The organism is Nocardioides sp. CPCC 206348 (genome assembly GCF_048654705.1).
In the GTDB taxonomy this organism is placed as follows: domain Bacteria; phylum Actinomycetota; class Actinomycetes; order Propionibacteriales; family Nocardioidaceae; genus Nocardioides.
In genome coordinates, this window is the sequence record NZ_JBMCZA010000112.1 from 14,274 (window position 1) to 31,365 (window position 17,092).

The window sequence follows — 17,092 nt, forward strand, 5'->3', positions numbered from 1 at the left end:
GCCGAGGACGCGCATCCCGGCTTCGGGAAGCGACATCCCGCTCGGTACAGGCGATGACGTCGACGGTGGCGAAGCCACGACGTTGCAGTTCCCCGTCGATTTCCCCGTGGAGACCGCGATGACGCGCGTGTCCCCGGTGATGGAGTCCACGGGCAAGCTCGGCCCCACCGGTCGCATGATGCCGGTGCTGCCGACGCCCAAGCCGGTCACCGAGCACGGTCCCGCGCGCGTGATCGCGATGTGCAACCAGAAGGGTGGCGTCGGCAAGACGACGACCACGATCAACCTCGGTGCTGCGCTGGCTGAGTTCGGCCGCAAGGTGCTGCTCGTCGACTTCGACCCGCAGGGTTCGTTGTCCGTCGGCCTCGGGCTCAACCCGCACGAGATGGATCGCTCGGTCTACAACCTGTTGATGGACCGCCAGACCACCATCGACGACGTCGTGGTGCCCTCGGGCGTCCCGGGCATGGACCTGCTGCCCTCCAACATCGACCTGTCGGCCGCCGAGGTGCAGCTGGTGCACGAGGTCGCCCGCGAGCAGACCCTGCAGCGCGTGCTGGCCCCGGCCCTGGAGCGGTACGACGTCATCCTCATCGACTGTCAGCCCTCGCTCGGCCTGCTGACGGTCAACGCGCTCACGGCCTCGCACGGCGTGATCGTGCCGCTGGAGTGCGAGTACTTCGCGCTGCGTGGTGTCGCGCTGCTCAAGCAGACGATCGACAAGGTCAAGGAGCGCCTCAACCCGGCCCTCGAGGTCGACGGCGTGCTCGGCACGATGTTCGACGGCCGCACCCTGCACGGGCGTGAGGTCCTCGAGCGCCTGGTGTCGGCCTGGGGCGACCAGGTGTTCCACACCGTCATCCGCCGTACCGTGAAGTTCTCCGACTCGACCGTCGCCGGTGAGCCGATCACGTCGTACGCGTCGGGCTCCTCGGGTGCCGAGGCCTATCGCCAGCTGGCGAAGGAGGTGGCGCTGCGGTGTCTCGACGTGTGAGCCTGCCGACGGCCGACGACCTCTTCCGTCCGACCGCCAGCGAGGAGGACACACGCCCCGGCCGCGGCAAGGTTCGTGCCGTCCCCGACGCACCCCAGTCGATCACCGGGACTGCCGATGCGGCGCCGCAGAAGGCACCCAGTGGACGGGTCCGGCACGACGAGAAGATCACCGTCTACGTCACCGCCGGCGAGCTGATGGACCTGGAGAAGGCCCGGCTCACCCTGCGCGGCGACCACGGCCTGGCCGTGGATCGTGGGCGGATCGTTCGGGAGGCCCTGCACCTGGTCCTCGCCGAGCTCGAGTCCGGGGGAGAGGACTCCGCGCTGGTCAGGCGCCTGCGTGAGTCATGATGCAGGTGTGAGTGAGGCAGAGTCGCCCGAGATGAGCGAGACGGGCGGTGGGTTCGAACTTCGCCTGTCGAACTTCGAGGGCCCCTTCGACCTGCTGCTCAGCCTGATCTCCAAGCACAAGCTCGACGTCACCGAGATCGCGCTGGCCGAGGTCACCGTCGAGTTCATCGCGCACATCAAGCGGCTGCCCGACGACGGCGACCTGGAGGAGACCACCTCCTTCCTGCTCGTCGCAGCGACCCTGCTCGACCTCAAGGCAGCGCGCCTGCTTCCGCAGGGCGATGTCGAGGACGAGGAGGACCTTGCGCTGCTCGAGGCCCGGGACCTGCTCTTCGCCCGGCTGCTGCAGTACCGGGCGTACAAGCAGGTGGCGTCGCTCATGGATCGCCGGTTGCAGGAGGAGGCGCGCCGCTACCCGCGTGCCGTCGGGCTGGAGGACCGGTTCGCGGGCCTGCTGCCGGAGGTGCTGATCGGGATCGGTCTCGACCAGTTCGCTGCCCTCGCCGCGAAGGCCATGCAGCCGCGCCCCGAGCTGCAGCTGAACCTCCAGCACATCCACGCGCCGACGGTCAGCGTGCGCGAGCAGGGTGCCGTCGTCATGGACCGGCTGCGCCGCAGTGGGACGATGACCTTCCGGGCGCTGTGTGGCGATTCCCCCGACACCCTGACCACGGTGGCGCGGTTCCTGTCGCTGCTGGAGCTGTTCCGCGAAGGTGTCGTCGCGTTCGACCAGATGACGCCCCTGGGCGAGCTCACGGTGCGCTGGACCGGCGACGACACGGTCGACGTGGACGACGTGATCACCGACGAATTCGACGGCGCGCTCCCACCCGAGGAGCAGGACCGTTCCGAGGCACGAGAGAAGACTGATGACTGACCAGGTCGAAGAAGCACTGCCGGTGCCGTTCGCGGCCCTGCGCCCCGCGCTGGAGGCCGTGCTGATGGTGGCCGACCAGCCGCTCGACGAGCTCACCCTCGCCACGGCCGTGAGCTACCCGGCTGCCGAGGTCGCCGCTGCCCTGGCCGCCCTTGCTGCCGAGTACGACGACCAGGGCCGTGGCTTCGAGCTGCGCAATGTCGCCGGTGGCTGGCGGTACTACACCCGCGAGGAGTTCGCGCAGGTCGTCGAGGGCTTCGTGCTCGAGGGCCAGCAGGCGCGCCTGACGCAGGCCGCGCTGGAGACGCTGGCGGTCGTGGCCTACCAGCAGCCCGTGTCGCGTGCCCGCGTCTCCGCGGTGCGTGGCGTGAACGTCGACGGCGTGATGCGGACGCTGATCAGCCGCGGGCTGGTCGAGGAGGCCGGCCAGGACGGCGAGCACGGTGCGACGCTGTACCGCACGACGTCGTACTTCCTGGAGCGGATCGGCATCGTCTCGATCGACGAGCTGCCCGACCTGGCGCCGCACCTGCCCGACCTCGCCGAGATGGAAGAGGAGCTGGCCACGGCGCAGGGAGCACCGCAGGCAGCAGAGCCGGTCGAACCCGAGCCCGAGCCCGAGTCGGAGGCCGACACCGATGGCGCGTGACATCGCAGTCGACGAGGACGGCCTGATCCGCCTCCAGAAGCTGCTCGCCACCTCGGGCGTCGCCTCGCGCCGCAAGTGCGAGGAGCTGATGCTCGACGGCGAGGTCGAGGTCGACGGCGAGGTCATCACCCGGCTCGGCACCAAGGTCGACCCGCGCACCGCGGTGATCAAGGTGTCGGGCAAGCGGCTGCCACCGGTGTCCGACCAGATGTACCTCGTCCTGAACAAGCCGCGCGGTGTCGTGTCCACCATGTCGGACCCCCAGGGCCGCACGACGCTGACCGACGTGCTCAGCGAGATCCTGGCGGCGGACCCGGCGTTGCGGCTGTTCCACGTCGGACGCCTCGACACGGACACCTCCGGGCTGCTGATGCTCACCAACGACGGCGACTTCGCCCACCGGATGGCGCATCCGTCCTTCGAGGTCGAGAAGACCTACGTCGCCGAGGTGACCGGGCGGATCTCGAAGAACACGGTCGCCGACCTGCTGGCGGGCGTGACGCTCGACGACGGTCCCGTGGAAGTACGACGGGCCCGGATCCTCGGTGCGACCGCGGACCGCTCGATCATCGAGCTGGTCATCCACGAGGGACGCAACCGGATCGTGCGTCGCCTGCTCGACCAGGTCGGCCACCCCGTGCGGCAGCTGAGCCGCACGAAGTTCGGACCGATCGAGCTCGGCACCCTCGCCACCGGGACGACCCGCGAGCTCAGCGATGACGAGCTCGGAGAGCTCCTCGACCTGGTCGGTCTGTGATGGGTGAGCACGATTCCGCCCTGACCGGGCCGGTCGAGATCATCGGCACCGGCCTGATCGGCACGTCGATCGCGCTGGCCTGCCGCCGCGCAGGACTCGAGGTGCTGTTGACCGATGCCGCGCCCGACCATGTCCGGACCGCGTCCGGACTCGGTGCCGGCCGGCCCCGCGAGGTGAGTGACGTCCCGCAGCTGGTCGTGGTCGCCGTACCCCCGGACGCGCTGGGTGGTGCGATCCGGCTGACGCTCGATGCCGCGGGACCCGACACGATCGTCACCGATGTCGGCAGCGTGAAGGGTGCGCCGCTCGACGCCGTGGCGAGCCACCCGGCGGTCAGCCGCTACGTCGGCAGCCACCCGATGGCCGGCACGGAGCACTCCGGGCCGTTGTCGGCGAGCGCGGCGATGTTCGACGGCCGGCCGTGGGCGATCACGCCGGGCCCGGACGCGACTCCGGCCGCCGTCCACGTCGTCGAGGCGCTGGTGCGGGTGTGTGGCGCCGTCCCGGTGCACCTGCCGCCCCAGGAGCACGATCGGGCCGTGGCCCGCACCTCGCACGTCCCGCACCTGATGGCCGCCCTCGTCGCCGGCACGCTGGCGGGCGCGACGCCGGCCCATCTCGCCCTGTCCGGCACGGGTGTGCGCGATGTCACCCGCGTCGCTGGTGGGGACCCGCGGCTCTACAGCCAGATCATCGGCGGCAACGCGGAAGCGGTGGCTGCGCTGCTCGGCGAGGTCCGCGAGCGACTCGACCTGGTGCTGGAGGCCGTGGCCGGCCAGGACCGGGTCGGACTCGAGTCGTTGCTGGCCTACGGCCAGGCGGGAACCCGCGCAATTCCGGGCAAGCACGGCGCTGCGCCGCAGCCGATGGAAGCGGTCCGGGTCGCGGTACCCGACCACCCGGGCGAGCTCGCCCGGCTCTTCGCCGACGCGGGTGCGAGCGGGGTCAACATCGAGGACGTCCGGATCGACCACGACCCCGGACGCCCGGTCGGACTGGTCGAGCTCGACGTCATCGAGACGCGCGCGGAGGAGCTGCGGGTCGCTCTGGAGTCGAACGGCTGGGTGACTCACCGGTAGTCTGCGGGCCGTGAACGTCCCCACTGATGCAGACCTTTCCGCCCACCAGACCGTCGTGGTCGCGGTGGACGGCACCTCGGGTTCGGGGAAGTCCAGCACCTGCCGGGCGGTCGCCGACCGCCTCGGCCTGCGCTACCTCGACACCGGTGCGCAGTACCGCGCCATCACCTGGTGGATGCTCGACAACGGGGTGGACGTCCACGACGCGTCCGCCGTTGCGGCCGCCGCCCTGACCCCGGTCCTCGAGTCCGGCACGAACCCGCTCGACCCCACCATCACCGTTGACGGTGCCGACGTGTCGGTCGAGATCCGCAGCGATGCGGTCAACGGGGCGGTCTCCCCGGTCAGCACCGTGCCCGAGGTGCGCTCGCGCCTGGTCGACCTGCAGCGGGAGATCATCGGTGCCGGTGGCATCGTCGTCGAGGGACGCGACATCGGCTCCGTGGTGTGGCCCGGGGCCGAGGTCAAGATCTACCTCACCGCCGACCCCAGCGCCCGGGCCACCCGCCGCGCCCTCGAGGCCGGTGGCGCTGACGTCGCCGCGACCCAGGAGTCCCTGCTCGCGCGCGACAGGATCGACTCCGGCCGCGCGGTGGCTCCGCTCACCATGGCCGACGGCGCCATCCATGTGGACTCCACCCACCTGTCGCTCGACGAGGTCGTCGACCTGGTGGTGGGGCTGGTGACGGAGCGAGTTTGAGCAGCGACGTCCCGACCCCGCCGCGGTGGCTGCTGGTACGCGCCCGCCCGGCCGCGGCCTGGCTGATCCGCCGTCGGTACGACGTCCGTGTGGTCCATCCCGAACGGTTCCCTGCGACGGGGCCGGTCGTGGTGGCCGGCAACCACGTCGGCCTCATCGACGGACCGCTGATGTCGATCTTCGCGCCGCGCGAGGTCCATGCGCTGACCAAGCAGGAGATGTTCAAGGGCCTGCTCGGCCGGTTCCTGCACCGGGCCGGCCAGATCAGGCTGGACCGCTTCAACTACGACCCCGCAGCGATCCGCAGCGCCGTCAACGTGCTCCGGTCCGGGCACCCGGTGGGGGTGTTCCCCGAGGGCACCCGCGGCTCGGGTGACTTCGACTCCGCCTTCCACTCCGGGGCGGCGTACCTCGCGCTCGTGACGGGCGCTCCCGTCGTACCCCTGACCTTCCTCGGGACCCGCGAACCGGGTGGCTCGAGCGGCTCGCTGCCCCCGAAGGGGGCACGGATCGAGATCGTCGTCGGGGAACCGATGGTCGTCGATGCGGTGCCTTGGCCCCGGACGCGAGACCATGTACGTCTGACGTCGGCCGCCCTGCGTGCGCACATGCGCAGCGGGCTCGCCGATGCCCTCGACGAAACAGGGCGGACCCTGCCCGGTCCGCTCCCGCAAGGAGACCGTGATGAGTGAAGACGACCTGACACAGGCACCCGTGGGCACGACCGTGCCCGTTCTCGCGGTCGTCGGACGGCCGAACGTCGGCAAGTCCACGCTGGTCAACCGGATCATCGGCCGCCGCGAGGCAGTCGTGCAGGACATCCCCGGCGTGACCCGTGACCGGGTGTCGTACGACGCCGAGTGGAACGGCCGTGCCTTCACGCTCGTCGACACCGGCGGCTGGGACCCCGACGCCCGCGGCATGGCCGAGCGGATCCGTGCGCAGGCCGAGATCGCGGTCGGGCTCGCGGACGCGGTGCTGTTCGTCGTCGACGCGACGATCGGCATCACCGACGCCGATGAGGCCGTCGTGAAGGTGCTGCGCCGGGCCGACAAGAAGGTCGTCCTCGTGGCCAACAAGGTCGATGACGAGCGGGCGGAGGCCCAGGCGTTCGGCCTGTGGAACCTCGGCCTCGGCGAGCCGCACATGGTCTCGGCCCTGCACGGTCGTGGCTCGGGCGACCTTCTGGACGCCGTGCTCGAGGTTCTTCCTCCGGCGCCGGAGGCCAGCGACGAGGTGATCGGCGGTCCCCGCCGGATCGCGATCGTCGGTCGCCCCAACGTCGGCAAGTCCTCGCTGCTGAACAAGCTTGCGGGGGAGGAGCGCTCCGTCGTCGACAACGTCGCCGGCACGACCGTCGACCCCGTCGACGAGATCGTGGACATGGGCGGCAAGTCCTGGCGCTTCATCGACACCGCCGGCATCCGCAAGCGCGTCAAGGAGGCCTCGGGCCACGAGTACTACGCCTGGCTGCGCACCTCGACTGCCATCGAGCGGGCCGAGGTCTGCGTGCTGGTCCTGGACGGCAGCGAGTCGGTCGCCGAGCAGGACATGCGGATCCTCCAGGAGGTGCGCGAGGCCGGCAAGGCGCTCGTGATCGCCTTCAACAAGTGGGACAAGGTCGACGCCGAGCGTCGCTACTTCCTCGACCGCGAGATCGAGCGCGACCTGGTCCAGGTGCTGTGGGCGCCGCGGATCAACCTGACCGCGCTGACCGGCTGGCACATCGACCGGCTGGTGCCGGCGCTGGAGAAGGCCATCGAGGGCTGGGAGACCCGGATCACGACCGGCGCGTTCAACGCGTTCCTCGGCCGGATCGTCGCCGAGCACCCGCACCCGGTGCGCGGTGGCAAGCAGCCGCGCATCCTGTTCGGCAGCCAGGTGCAGTCCGCGCCGCCGACCTTCAAGCTGTTCACGTCCGGCCCGCTCGACGCGGGCTACCTGCGCTTCATCGAGCGCCGGTTGCGTGAGGAGTTCGGCTTCGTCGGCACGCCGATCGAGATGAAGGTCCAGGCGCGCGAGAAGCGCAAGCGCACCTAGTCCTTCCACCGCTGGACGAGCACTTGCATCGTTCGAACAAATGTTCGAACATGGGTGAGTGAGTCAAGCTGCCGTCGTCGACCAGCTCCGGGGGCGGATCACTGCCCTGCAGGGTGGTCCGAGCAGGCTGACCGTCCCGACCCTGGCGATGTTCGACGGCCTGGTGCAGCTGCGCACCGGTGGGGTTTACGGCGTCGACTCCGCGACCCTCGGGATGGCGCTGGCCGCGGGTGCTTCGCAGGCCGGTGAATGGGTCGGTTTCGCCGGCTGGGACGACTTCGGGGTCGAGGCCGCGCAGCAACACGGGATCGCGCTGTCCCGCACGGTGCTGGTGCCCTCGCCCGGCGAGCACTGGCTGGAGGTCACCGCTGCGCTCGTCGACGTGCTGAAGGTCGTCGTGCTGCGCCCGACCGGTGTGGTCGACGCCAAGTCCGCCTCGATCCTCGACGCCCGGCTCCGGGCCCGCTCCGGGGTGCTGGTGGTCCAGGGCGACTGGCCGCGCTGCGAGGCGCGCCTCACCTCGGAGAACACCACCTGGGAGGGCATCGGCCACGGTCGTGGCCGACTGCGTGAACGCCGGGTCGAGATCGTCGTACGGCGGGGTGCGGCAGTCGCCGGTCGCTCTGCGGTGGTGCTGTCCTGATGGTCGGCTGATGCGGACCATGGTGGTCTGGTGCCCCGACTGGTCGGTGACGGCCGGGATGCTCGAGCTCGCCGACGGGTCGACCGCGCAGGAGTCCGCCGCGACGACGGCAGCGCCGGCCGTCGTACTCGCGAACAACAAGGTGGTGGTCTGCAACGCCGCCGCTCGTGCGGAAGGCGTACGACGCGGCCAGCGGCGCCGCGATGCCCAGGCGCGTTGCCCCGACGTGGTGCTCCTCGCGGCCAATCCGGACCGGGACGCCCGCTGGTTCGAGCCGGTGCTGGTGGCGGTGGAGGAGGTGCGGCCGGGGGTCGCGCCGATCCGTCCGGGACTGCTGGCCGTTCCGGCGCCGGGGCGCTACTTCGCCCGGTCCGGAGTCGGCGGGGAACAGGCGGCTGCGGCGCTGCTGGCCGAGCACCTGGTGGGCGTGGGGGTGTGGGACTGCCGGTTCGGTGTCGCCGATGACCTCTACACCGCTGAACGGGCGGCCCGACAGGCCACACCGCAGGACTGTGTCGCAGTACCGCCGGGGGAGTCGGCAGCGTTCCTGCGCGGCCAGCCGGTGACGGTACTGGCCGATGACGGTCCCGAAGGTGCCGAGCTCGCCGACCTCTTGCGCCGGCTGGGGCTGGTGCTGCTCGGCGACTTCGCGGCGCTCGCTGCCGGGGAGATCAGCAACCGGTTCGGTGCGTACGGCGTGGAGGTCTGGCGCCGGGTGCAGGGGGCCGAGGTCACCCGCCTCGCCTCGCGGACCCCGCCGCCCGAGCTGGCCTGCGAGATCTCCTTCGAACCGCCACTCGATTCGGCAGAGGCGGTCACCTTCAGTGCCCGGACGACGGCCGAGCGGTTCATTGCCGGGCTGGCCAACCGGCAGCTGGTGGCGACGGGGGTGCGGATCGAGGCGGAGTTCGAATCCGTCGGGTCCGTCGGCGTCGCCGTGTCGGCCCGGACCTGGCTGCACCCGCGCTGCTTCACCTCGCGCGACCTCGTCGACCGGGTGCACTGGCAGCTCCAGGCCGGGATGGCCGGCTCCGGCCTGCGCAGTCGCAAGTCCCTCGGAGAGACGATCAGCGCGCCGGTCATGTTGCTGCGCTTCCTGCCCGAGGTCGTCGAACCGGCCGGTGACCACGCCGACGGGTTGTGGGGTGGTGGTGCCGATGACCAGGTCGTGCGTGGGGTCGCGCGCGTCCAGGCCATGGTCGGGTACGACGCCGTCCGGGTCCCCGTCCTCCAGGGCGGCCGTGGTGCGGCCGACCGGCAGGCGATGGTGCCGTGGGGGGAGCGGGTGACCGGACTGCGACCGGTGGACCGGCCGTGGCCGGGCCGGATCCCCGGACCGGCGCCGACCCGGGTGTTCGCCGACCCGCTCGAGGCCGAGGTGGTCGACGAAGCGGGCGCGCTGGTCGCAGTGACCGGCCGGGGCGTGGTGACGGGTGAGCCGTGGCAGTTCCGGATCGGCCCGTCGTCCGGTCGTCGTGCGCTGCCACGGATGCCGGTGGCGTCCTGGGCCGGCCCCTGGCCGGTGGACGAGTCCTGGTGGGTGGGTGTCGACTCGGGTGGGCGAGCTGCGCGTTTCCAGGTCGTCGGGGTCGACGGACGGGCGTGGTTGCTGAAGTGGAGCTCGCTCCCGTTGGTCGAGGAGGTCGCCCAGCGACCGTCTCGAGACCACGGCAGGTGGGAGGTCGAGGCGGCGTACGACTGACCCTCGCGTGGCGCGCTCCGACAGGTCTACGCTGCGGAGCAATCGAACCCAGGAGGCTCCCCATGGCGAAGAAGAACGCAGACCTGATCCCCGGTGCCAAGAACCTCAAGGCGCTTCGCGGCGCGCTCGAGCACAGCGTCACCATCCAGATGACCCGGCTGCAGGACGTCGTCGACGACCTCGTCACGCGGGGATCGCTGAGTCGTGCCGAGGCGGACAAGCTGATCGATCAGCTGGTGAGCACCAGCAAGGCCTACACCCAGGCGTTGCTCGAGGTCCTGGAGACGGTCCGGGTCGAGACGCGGAAGAACATCGAGGCCGGCCTGTCGACCGCCGCCGCCCCGGTGATGGCGACGGCGAACAAGCTCGTCGACAAGGTCCGCCAGGGCTCGAAGCCCGGCAAGAAGGACAAGGGCAAGAAGGCCAAGAAGGGCAAGGACAAGGCGGGCAAGGCGACGGCAGGTGCTGCGGACGCGAAGCTCACCGTCGTGCAGCACGACCCGATCCCCGGCCTCGCCGACCTGAGCATCGCCAAGATCCGTCCGCTGCTGGCCGGTCTCACTCCTGCAGAACTGCGCCAGGTCCGTGGCCGGGAAGCGACTGGCAAGGCACGCGTCAGCCTGATCGCCGAGATCGATCGCGCCCTGAAGGACTGATCCTCAGAGGTAGTGGCCTGCGGCCGGAGCCGCCGCACGCCACGGCCCTGCGGCTGCCTGGGCGAGCAGCGCAGCGGTCGTCACGTCGTCCGCCGTTTCGAGCACGGCCGCGCGCACCAGCTCCTTGAGGTCCGCGCCCGTCGCGCCGTCGGTCGCCCGGGCCACGGCATCCAGGTCGAGGGCGGCGTCGCACCAGACGAGGTAGCGCTCGAGGATCGCCCGGCGTCCGTCGAGCCCGGGCGGCTCCATCTTGATGACGGTGTCGAAGCGCGAGGAACGCCGCGCTGCCTTGTCGATCTTGCGGTGGTCGTTGGTCGAGGCGATGACCACCACGCCCGTGCGGTCGGCGAGTCCGCCGTCCATCACGTTGAGGAACTCCCGCAGCCGGTGCGGGTTGGTCTGCCCGCGTTCGCCGGCGATCAGGTCGAGGTCGTCCATCAGGATGAGGCAGGGCGACAGGTCGGCGGCCAGGTCGAACAGCTCGGTGAGGTAGTGCTCGGTGACGTAGGTGCCGGGGACCAGTACGGACGTCGTACCGACGAGCTCGCTGGCCACGACCGTGCCGAGCTGCGTCTTGCCGGTGCCGGGCGGGCCGACGAGCAGGAGACCCGTGCTGGTGCCGAGGCCGCGTGCCTTCAGGTCGTCGGCGAGCTCGAGGACGCGGTGCACCCGGCGGTCCACCGTGTGCCACACGGAGTCGTCGAGCTTCAGCAGGTCGCGGGACGCCGGGGGAGTCGTCCACCGCTGGAGCACCAGCCCCGCGTTGTTCGAGCTGACCCGGTAGGCACCGCGACGGTACGGCGACTCGGTGGTGCGACAGGTCCGCAGGAAGCCCTCGAACAGTTCGGGCAGCTGCGGGCTGTCCTGGGCGCGACCCATCAGCTCCACGTCGGGGCCGTAGCGGTCCGGAGCGATCCGGACCACGACCGGTACGGCGGCCAGGGTCCCGGCCGGCAGCACGACCATCGCCGCGGAGAAGGCCTGCACGTCGCCGGACGCGGCCGGCACGGTCTCGGTGATGGCCGGGCGACTCGGGACCGCGCCGACGTGGTCGAGACTCCATCGCGTCTGGGCCTTGTGCAGCCAGTGGCCGACGGCGTGCGCGACCGGCGGCGCCGGCATCTCGCTGAGCACGATGAGCTCGGCGGTGTCGACGCCGAGCGCCTTGGCGGCGTACTCGTAAGGCGTGGGCAGGACCGGGTCGCGCCGCTCGAACTCGCGGTCGATGGCGTCGGCCAGGGCTCGAAGGGCAGGCTTGGGTGCCTCCGTGAGGAGGTCGATCGCGTCGATGTCAGTCATGTCTCACCACCTTGTTGCGTGCGTCGGAACGGATGTCGTGTGCGGCTGAGTCGCCGCGGCACAGTTGGCTAGTGTGCGTCCGAGTCGCCGTCACACGCCAATGGTTATCCGGGGGTCCGACATGAAGCTCGACCTGAAGCGCGAGCTCGACTCCTACCGTGCCCGGGTGGGGGTGTTCCGCGTCATCGATGTCCCGACGCTGCAGTACCTGATGGTCGATGGCCGCGGCGACCCGAACACAGCGCAGGAGTACGCCGACGCGCTCGCCGCCCTGTACCCCGTCGCCTACACGCTCAAGTTCGCCAGCAAGGTCGGCCTCGACAGGGACTACGTCGTCCCGCCGCTCGAGGCGTTGTGGTGGGCCGACGACATGGCGTCGTTCACGTCAGCGCGGGACAAGTCGCAGTGGGAGTGGACCGCCATGATCCTCACGCCGGACTGGATCACACCCGAGCACTTCGAGTCCGCGGTGGCGGAGGTGCGTCGCAAGGGCAGCCCGGCCGCTCTGGAGAAGGTGCGACTGGAGACGCTGGAGGAGGGGACCTGCGTCCAGACCCTCCATGTCGGGTCGTACGACGACGAGGCTCCCGTCCTTGCCGCGATGCACGACGACTTCATCCCGGCGGGCGGGTATGCGTTGACGGGCAAGCACCACGAGATCTACCTGAGCGACCCGCGGCGGGTGGAGCCGGCGAGATTGCGGACGATCCTTCGCCAACCGGTGCGACGGGGCTGAGGCCCGGAGCTACCAGGCGCGCGCCCACACGCAGTGCTCGGAGCGGCTCAGGATCTCCAGCGTCTCGGCCGACAAGGGCTCCGAGGTGTCGCTGACGACGTACCCGAGGTGGTCCCTGGTCGAGAGGTGCTGGTCGATGACGTTGTCGCCAGCGGCGGCGAACGCGGCGTTCAGCTCGGCCAGGACGCCGGCGACGTTGTGGTGCAGGAAGCCGAGGCGGTGGCCGGAAGTGAACGCGGGAGGCTGCACCGGGGGGAGGTTGACCGACAGGGCCGTGCTGCCCTCGAGGGCGTAGCGGGTGAGCTTCTCGGCGACGAACCAGCCGATCTCCTCCTGTGCTTCCTGGGTGGAGCCGCCGATGTGCGGGGTCAGGATCACGTTGTCGAGGCCGCGCAGCACCGAGTCGAAAGGGTCGCCCTGCGCCTTCGGCTCGGTGGGGAAGACGTCGACGGCCGCGCCGGCGATGTGGCCGGACTGGAGATGGTCGCGCAGGGAGTCGTAGTCCACGACCATGCCGCGTGAGGCGTTGATGAACAGGGCGCGCGGCTTCATGGCCGCGAACTCGTCGGCCCCGAAGAAGCCGGCGTTGCCCGGTCGTCCGTCGACGTGGAGGCTGACGACGTCGGCGACCTGGAGCAGCTCGGTCAGCGTGCGGACACGGCGGGCGTTGCCGTGGGCCGGGCGGTCGGCGTTGTCGTAGAAGACCACGCTCATCCCGAGTGCCTCGGCCACGGTCGAGAGCTGGGTGCCGATGTTGCCGTACCCGACGATGCCGATCGTGCGGCCGCGGACCTCGTGGCTGCCGCGGGCCGACTTGTCCCACTGGCCGTCGTGCATCCGCTGGATCTTCTCCGGCAGGCGACGGGCGAGGGCGATGATCTCGCCGATGACGAGCTCCACGACGCTGCGCGTGTTGGAGTACGGCGCGTTGAACACGCCGATGCCGAGCTCGGCCGCCGTGACGAGGTCGACCTGGGAGGTCCCGATGCAGAAGCAGCCGATGGCCTGGAGGCCCTGGGCTTCCTTGAGCACGCGAGTCGTGACGGTCGTGTTGGAGCGGATGCCCAGCAGGTCGACGTCGACCAGGGCAGCGAGCAGCTCGTCCTCCGACATCGCTCCGGACTGCACCTCCACCTGGTAGCCGCGGCCCTCGAGGACCTCAACGGCGGCGGGGTGGATGTTTTCGAGCAGCAGAGCCTTCACGGTGCACACCGTACGGCGCCGAGGTGCCGTGGCGCGAAGCGCTAGCCTCCTGTGGATGCACAGGATCTTCACGATCAGCTTCGCGTCGGTCTATCCCCACTACGTGACCAAGGTGGAGAAGAAGGGCCGCAGCGTCGCCGAACTGCACCAGGTCATCGAGTGGCTGACCGGTTTCGACGAGACTGAATTGAACGCGCACCTGGCCGCGGAGACGACCTTCGAGGACTTCTTCGCTGCGGCAAGGCTCAGTCCGAATGCGTCGTTGATCACCGGGGTGGTGTGCGGGATCAAGGTCCAGGAGATCGAGGATCCGTTGATGCAGAAGATCCGCTACCTCGACAAGCTGGTCGACGAGCTGGCCAGGGGCAAGGCGATGGAGAAGGTCCTGCGGAGCTGAGCCCCCTCCTTGAGTTCGAACGTGTGTTCGATTAGATTGGAGTCATGGGCTGGAACAACCCACCGGTCCCGTGGAGCGAGCTCGAGCGCCGGTTGTCCGGTCGTGCGCCGGCGATGGAAGCGCCGGTCTCGCGGCGCAAGCAGCCGCGCGCCGAACCCGAGCGGATCACGCGACCCGAGCAGGCGACGCCGTACGCGGAGCTGCACTGCCACAGCCATTTCAGCTTCCTGGACGGGGCAAGCTCTCCACGCGCACTGATCGAGGAGTCGGTGCGATTGGGCCTGTCCGGTCTCGCCCTCACCGACCACGACGGGTTCGCGGGTGCGCCGCTGTTCGCCGAAGCAGGCACGGACTACGCCCTCCCGACCGTGTACGGCGCCGAGCTCACCCTCGGACTGACCAGCTCCCAGAACGGCGTCCCCGACCCCGCCGGCAGCCACCTGCTCGTGCTCGCCCGCGGTGTGGAGGGCTACCACCGGCTCTCCGGGGCGATCACCGAGGCAGGGCTGCGTGCGCCGGAGAAGGGCAGCCCGGCGCACGACCTCGACGAGCTCGCCGAACAGGGTCGTGGCCACTGGCTGGTCCTGACCGGTTGTCGCAAGGGGGCGGTCAGGCAAGCCCTCAGCAACCATGGTCCCGTCGCGGCCGCGATCGCACTCGACGACCTCGTCGACCGGTTCGGGCGCGAGCACGTCGTGATGGAGCTGATCGTCAGCGACCACCCCGGCGCCGACGAGACCAACGACCTGCTCGCCCGGATCGCCGACCACCGTGGCATCCCGGTGGTCGCGACCGGCAACGTGCACCACGCGACGCCGGAGAAGCGGCGCCTGGCGGCGGCGATGGCAGCGGTCCGTGCCCGGCGCAGCATCGCCGAGCTCGACGGCTGGCTGGACCTCTCCGGTGGCGCCCACCTGCGCAGCGGTGAGGAGATGCTCCGCCGCTTCGCCCACCGTCCGGACGCGGTGCACCGCTCCGTCGTACTCGCTGAGGAGCTGGCCTTCGACCTCCGCAAGGCCTCGCCGCGGCTGCCGAAGCAGGGGATTCCCGAGGGTCACACGCAGAGCACGTGGTTGCGGGAGCTGACCGAGCGCGGGTTCGCGAATCGCTATGCGCACCTGCCGCATGCCGCGGCCGCCCGGGAGCGGATCGAGAAGGAGCTCGACGTCATCAACCGCAAGGACTTCGCGGGCTACTTCATCATCGTCCACGACATCGTCGCGTTCGCCCGTCGTGAGCGGATCCTCTGCCAGGGCAGGGGGTCGGCGGCGAGCTCAGCGGTCTGTTATGCGCTCGGGATCACCGCCATCGACTCGGTCTACTACAACCTTCCGTTCGAGCGGTTCATCTCCGAGCACCGCGAGGAGGAGCCCGACATCGACGTGGACTTCGACTCCGACCGGCGCGAGGAGGTCATCCAGTGGGTCTACGAGACCTACGGACGTCGTAATGCCGCGCAGGTCTGCAATGTCGTCAGCTATCGCCCGCGGATGGCGGTGCGCGATGCGGCGAAGGCGCTCGGGTTCTCGGCCGGACAGCAGGACGCCTGGTCGAAGTCGATCGACGGCTGGGGGAGCGAGGTCGAGAAGGGACTCGGCATCCCAGCCCAGGTGGTCTCGCTCGCCGAGGAGCTGATGGGCGCGCCCCGTCACCTCGGCATCCACTCGGGCGGGATGGTGCTGACCGAACGCCCGATCGGCGAGGTGTGTCCGATCGAGAAGGCGCGGATGCCCAACCGCACCGTGCTGCAGTGGGACAAGGACGGCTGCGAGTCGATGGGGCTGGTGAAGTTCGACCTGCTCGGGCTCGGGATGCTCGGCGCGCTCGACCACATGATGCGACTGGTCGAGGAACACCTCGGCACGCGCTGGACCTTCGAGACGATTCCGAAGGAGGAGACCGAGGTCTACGACATGCTCGGTCGCGCCGACTCGATCGGTGTCTTCCAGGTCGAGTCCCGCGCCCAGATCGGCACCCTGCCGCGGCTCAAGCCGCGGTCCTTCTACGACCTCGCGATCGAGATCGCCCTCATTCGGCCGGGGCCGATCCAGGGTGGCGCCGTCCACCCCTTCGTCCGGCGCAAGACCGGACGCGAGCCGGTGACCTACGAGCACCCGTTGCTGGTCCCCGTGCTGGAGCGCACCCTCGGCGTGCCCCTGTTCCAGGAGCAGCTGATGCAGATGGCGGTCGTCCTCGGCGACTGCACCCGCGACGACGCTGACCTGCTGCGCCGCGCGATGGGCTCCAAGCGCGGCGTCGAGCGGATCGAGCGGGTCAAGGACACCCTTTACGCCGGCATGGAGCGCAAGGGCATCGTCGGCGATGTCGCCGACGGGATCTACGTGAAGATCCTGTCCTTCGCCGGCTTCGGGTTCGCCGAGTCGCACGCCCTCAGCTTCGCGCTGCTCGTCTACGCCTCCTCGTGGTTCAAGCTGCGCTATCCCGCGGTGTTCCTCGCCGGGCTGCTCCGCAACCAGCCGATGGGCTTCTACTCGCCTCAGTCGCTGGTCGCCGATGCCCGCCGCCACGGCGTCGAGGTACGCCGCCCGGACATCGCGCTCTCCGGCGCCCAGGCCGGCATGGAGCCCTGCGAGCCCGGTGGTGTGGACGAGCTTCGGTACGACGGCGGGCTGGCCGTGCGGCTCGGGCTCGATGCCGTGAAGGGGATCGGGGGCGAGGTCGCCGCCCGGATCGTTGCCGAGCGCGAGCGGGCGCCGTACGACGACCTGAGGGATCTCTCGCGCCGAGCCGGGCTGACGGCTTCCCAGCTCGAGGCGCTCGCCACCGCCGGTGCCTTCGACGGGTTCGGCCTGGATCGCCGGCAGGCGTTGTGGATGGCCGGCTACTCCGAGACCGAGGCCCAGTTGCCGGGCAGCACGCCCGCACCGGGGCCGCCGACGCTGCCGGGGATGAGCCCGATGGAGGTCACCCTCGCGGACCTGTGGGCGACCCGGATCTCGACCGACGTGCACCCGATCCAGCACTACCGGGAGGTCCTCACGGCGGC

Annotated in this window: 17 protein-coding genes; 15 read left to right on the forward strand and 2 right to left on the reverse strand. The window is 70.4% G+C overall.

The window, feature by feature from the left end; all coding sequences use genetic code 11:
• Positions 1 to 118 precede the first annotated feature (118 nt).
• From ACOADB_RS06675 to ACOADB_RS06730, 12 genes are all read left to right on the forward strand, one after another.
• Entirely contained in the window at positions 119 to 994 is an 876-nt protein-coding gene (locus ACOADB_RS06675) for a ParA family protein (RefSeq protein WP_378597194.1), read from the forward strand.
• A complete protein-coding gene (locus ACOADB_RS06680; RefSeq protein WP_378597174.1) occupies positions 979 to 1,347 on the forward strand; it encodes a hypothetical protein in 369 nt (122 codons plus the stop codon). The genes ACOADB_RS06675 and ACOADB_RS06680 overlap by 16 nt, the downstream gene beginning before the upstream one ends.
• Positions 1,348 to 1,354: 7 nt before the next feature.
• Entirely contained in the window at positions 1,355 to 2,224 is an 870-nt protein-coding gene (locus tag ACOADB_RS06685) for a segregation and condensation protein A (protein WP_378597175.1), read from the forward strand.
• On the forward strand, positions 2,217 to 2,873 hold the full coding sequence (gene scpB / locus ACOADB_RS06690) for an SMC-Scp complex subunit ScpB (RefSeq protein ID WP_378597176.1): 657 nt from the start codon (positions 2,217 to 2,219) through the stop codon (positions 2,871 to 2,873). The genes ACOADB_RS06685 and scpB overlap by 8 nt, the downstream gene beginning before the upstream one ends.
• Positions 2,863 to 3,630, forward strand: coding sequence for a pseudouridine synthase (locus ACOADB_RS06695; protein WP_378597177.1), 768 nt, complete (start codon positions 2,863 to 2,865; stop codon positions 3,628 to 3,630). Before scpB ends, ACOADB_RS06695 begins: the two co-directional genes overlap by 11 nt.
• Entirely contained in the window at positions 3,630 to 4,709 is a 1,080-nt protein-coding gene (locus tag ACOADB_RS06700; protein ID WP_378597178.1) for a prephenate dehydrogenase, read from the forward strand. The genes ACOADB_RS06695 and ACOADB_RS06700 overlap by 1 nt, the downstream gene beginning before the upstream one ends.
• Positions 4,710 to 4,719: 10 nt before the next feature.
• A complete protein-coding gene (cmk, locus tag ACOADB_RS06705; protein WP_378597179.1) occupies positions 4,720 to 5,409 on the forward strand; it encodes a (d)CMP kinase in 690 nt (229 codons plus the stop codon).
• On the forward strand, positions 5,406 to 6,101 hold the full coding sequence (locus ACOADB_RS06710; RefSeq protein ID WP_378597180.1) for a lysophospholipid acyltransferase family protein: 696 nt from the start codon (positions 5,406 to 5,408) through the stop codon (positions 6,099 to 6,101). The genes cmk and ACOADB_RS06710 overlap by 4 nt, the downstream gene beginning before the upstream one ends.
• Positions 6,094 to 7,449 (forward strand): ribosome biogenesis GTPase Der, encoded by a 1,356-nt coding sequence (gene der / locus ACOADB_RS06715; protein ID WP_378597182.1) that lies wholly within the window; start codon positions 6,094 to 6,096, stop codon positions 7,447 to 7,449. Before ACOADB_RS06710 ends, der begins: the two co-directional genes overlap by 8 nt.
• A gap of 58 nt (positions 7,450 to 7,507) precedes the next feature.
• Positions 7,508 to 8,092 (forward strand): hypothetical protein, encoded by a 585-nt coding sequence (locus ACOADB_RS06720; protein WP_378597183.1) that lies wholly within the window; start codon positions 7,508 to 7,510, stop codon positions 8,090 to 8,092.
• Positions 8,093 to 8,102: 10 nt separating this feature from the next.
• Complete coding sequence (locus tag ACOADB_RS06725; protein WP_378597184.1) at positions 8,103 to 9,794, forward strand: DNA polymerase Y family protein; 1,692 nt, start codon at positions 8,103 to 8,105, stop codon at positions 9,792 to 9,794.
• Positions 9,795 to 9,856: 62 nt separating this feature from the next.
• Positions 9,857 to 10,450, forward strand: coding sequence for a hypothetical protein (locus ACOADB_RS06730; protein ID WP_378597185.1), 594 nt, complete (start codon positions 9,857 to 9,859; stop codon positions 10,448 to 10,450).
• 3 nt (positions 10,451 to 10,453) lie between these two features.
• On the opposite strand, the gene ACOADB_RS06735 is transcribed toward ACOADB_RS06730, so the two are convergent.
• A complete protein-coding gene (locus ACOADB_RS06735) occupies positions 10,454 to 11,749 on the reverse strand; it encodes an AAA family ATPase (RefSeq protein WP_378597186.1) in 1,296 nt (431 codons plus the stop codon).
• 121 nt (positions 11,750 to 11,870) lie between these two features.
• Here ACOADB_RS06735 and ACOADB_RS06740 point away from each other — a divergent pair, with 121 nt between their 5' ends.
• The gene (locus ACOADB_RS06740) at positions 11,871 to 12,485 is read left to right on the forward strand and encodes a GyrI-like domain-containing protein (RefSeq protein ID WP_378597187.1); all 615 of its coding nucleotides are present in this window, start codon (positions 11,871 to 11,873) and stop codon (positions 12,483 to 12,485) included.
• Positions 12,486 to 12,494: 9 nt separating this feature from the next.
• Here ACOADB_RS06740 and serA read toward each other — a convergent pair whose 3' ends face one another.
• Complete coding sequence (gene serA, locus ACOADB_RS06745; protein WP_378597188.1) at positions 12,495 to 13,688, reverse strand: phosphoglycerate dehydrogenase; 1,194 nt, start codon at positions 13,686 to 13,688, stop codon at positions 12,495 to 12,497.
• Between the two features lie 55 nt (positions 13,689 to 13,743).
• Between serA and ACOADB_RS06750 the strand changes: the two genes are divergently transcribed.
• Positions 13,744 to 14,085: a DUF2200 domain-containing protein gene (locus tag ACOADB_RS06750; RefSeq protein ID WP_378597189.1), complete on the forward strand. Its 342-nt coding sequence runs from the start codon at positions 13,744 to 13,746 to the stop codon at positions 14,083 to 14,085.
• Positions 14,086 to 14,129: 44 nt separating this feature from the next.
• A partial coding sequence (locus ACOADB_RS06755; RefSeq protein ID WP_378597195.1) for an error-prone DNA polymerase occupies positions 14,130 to 17,092 on the forward strand: 2,963 nt, incomplete at its 3' end.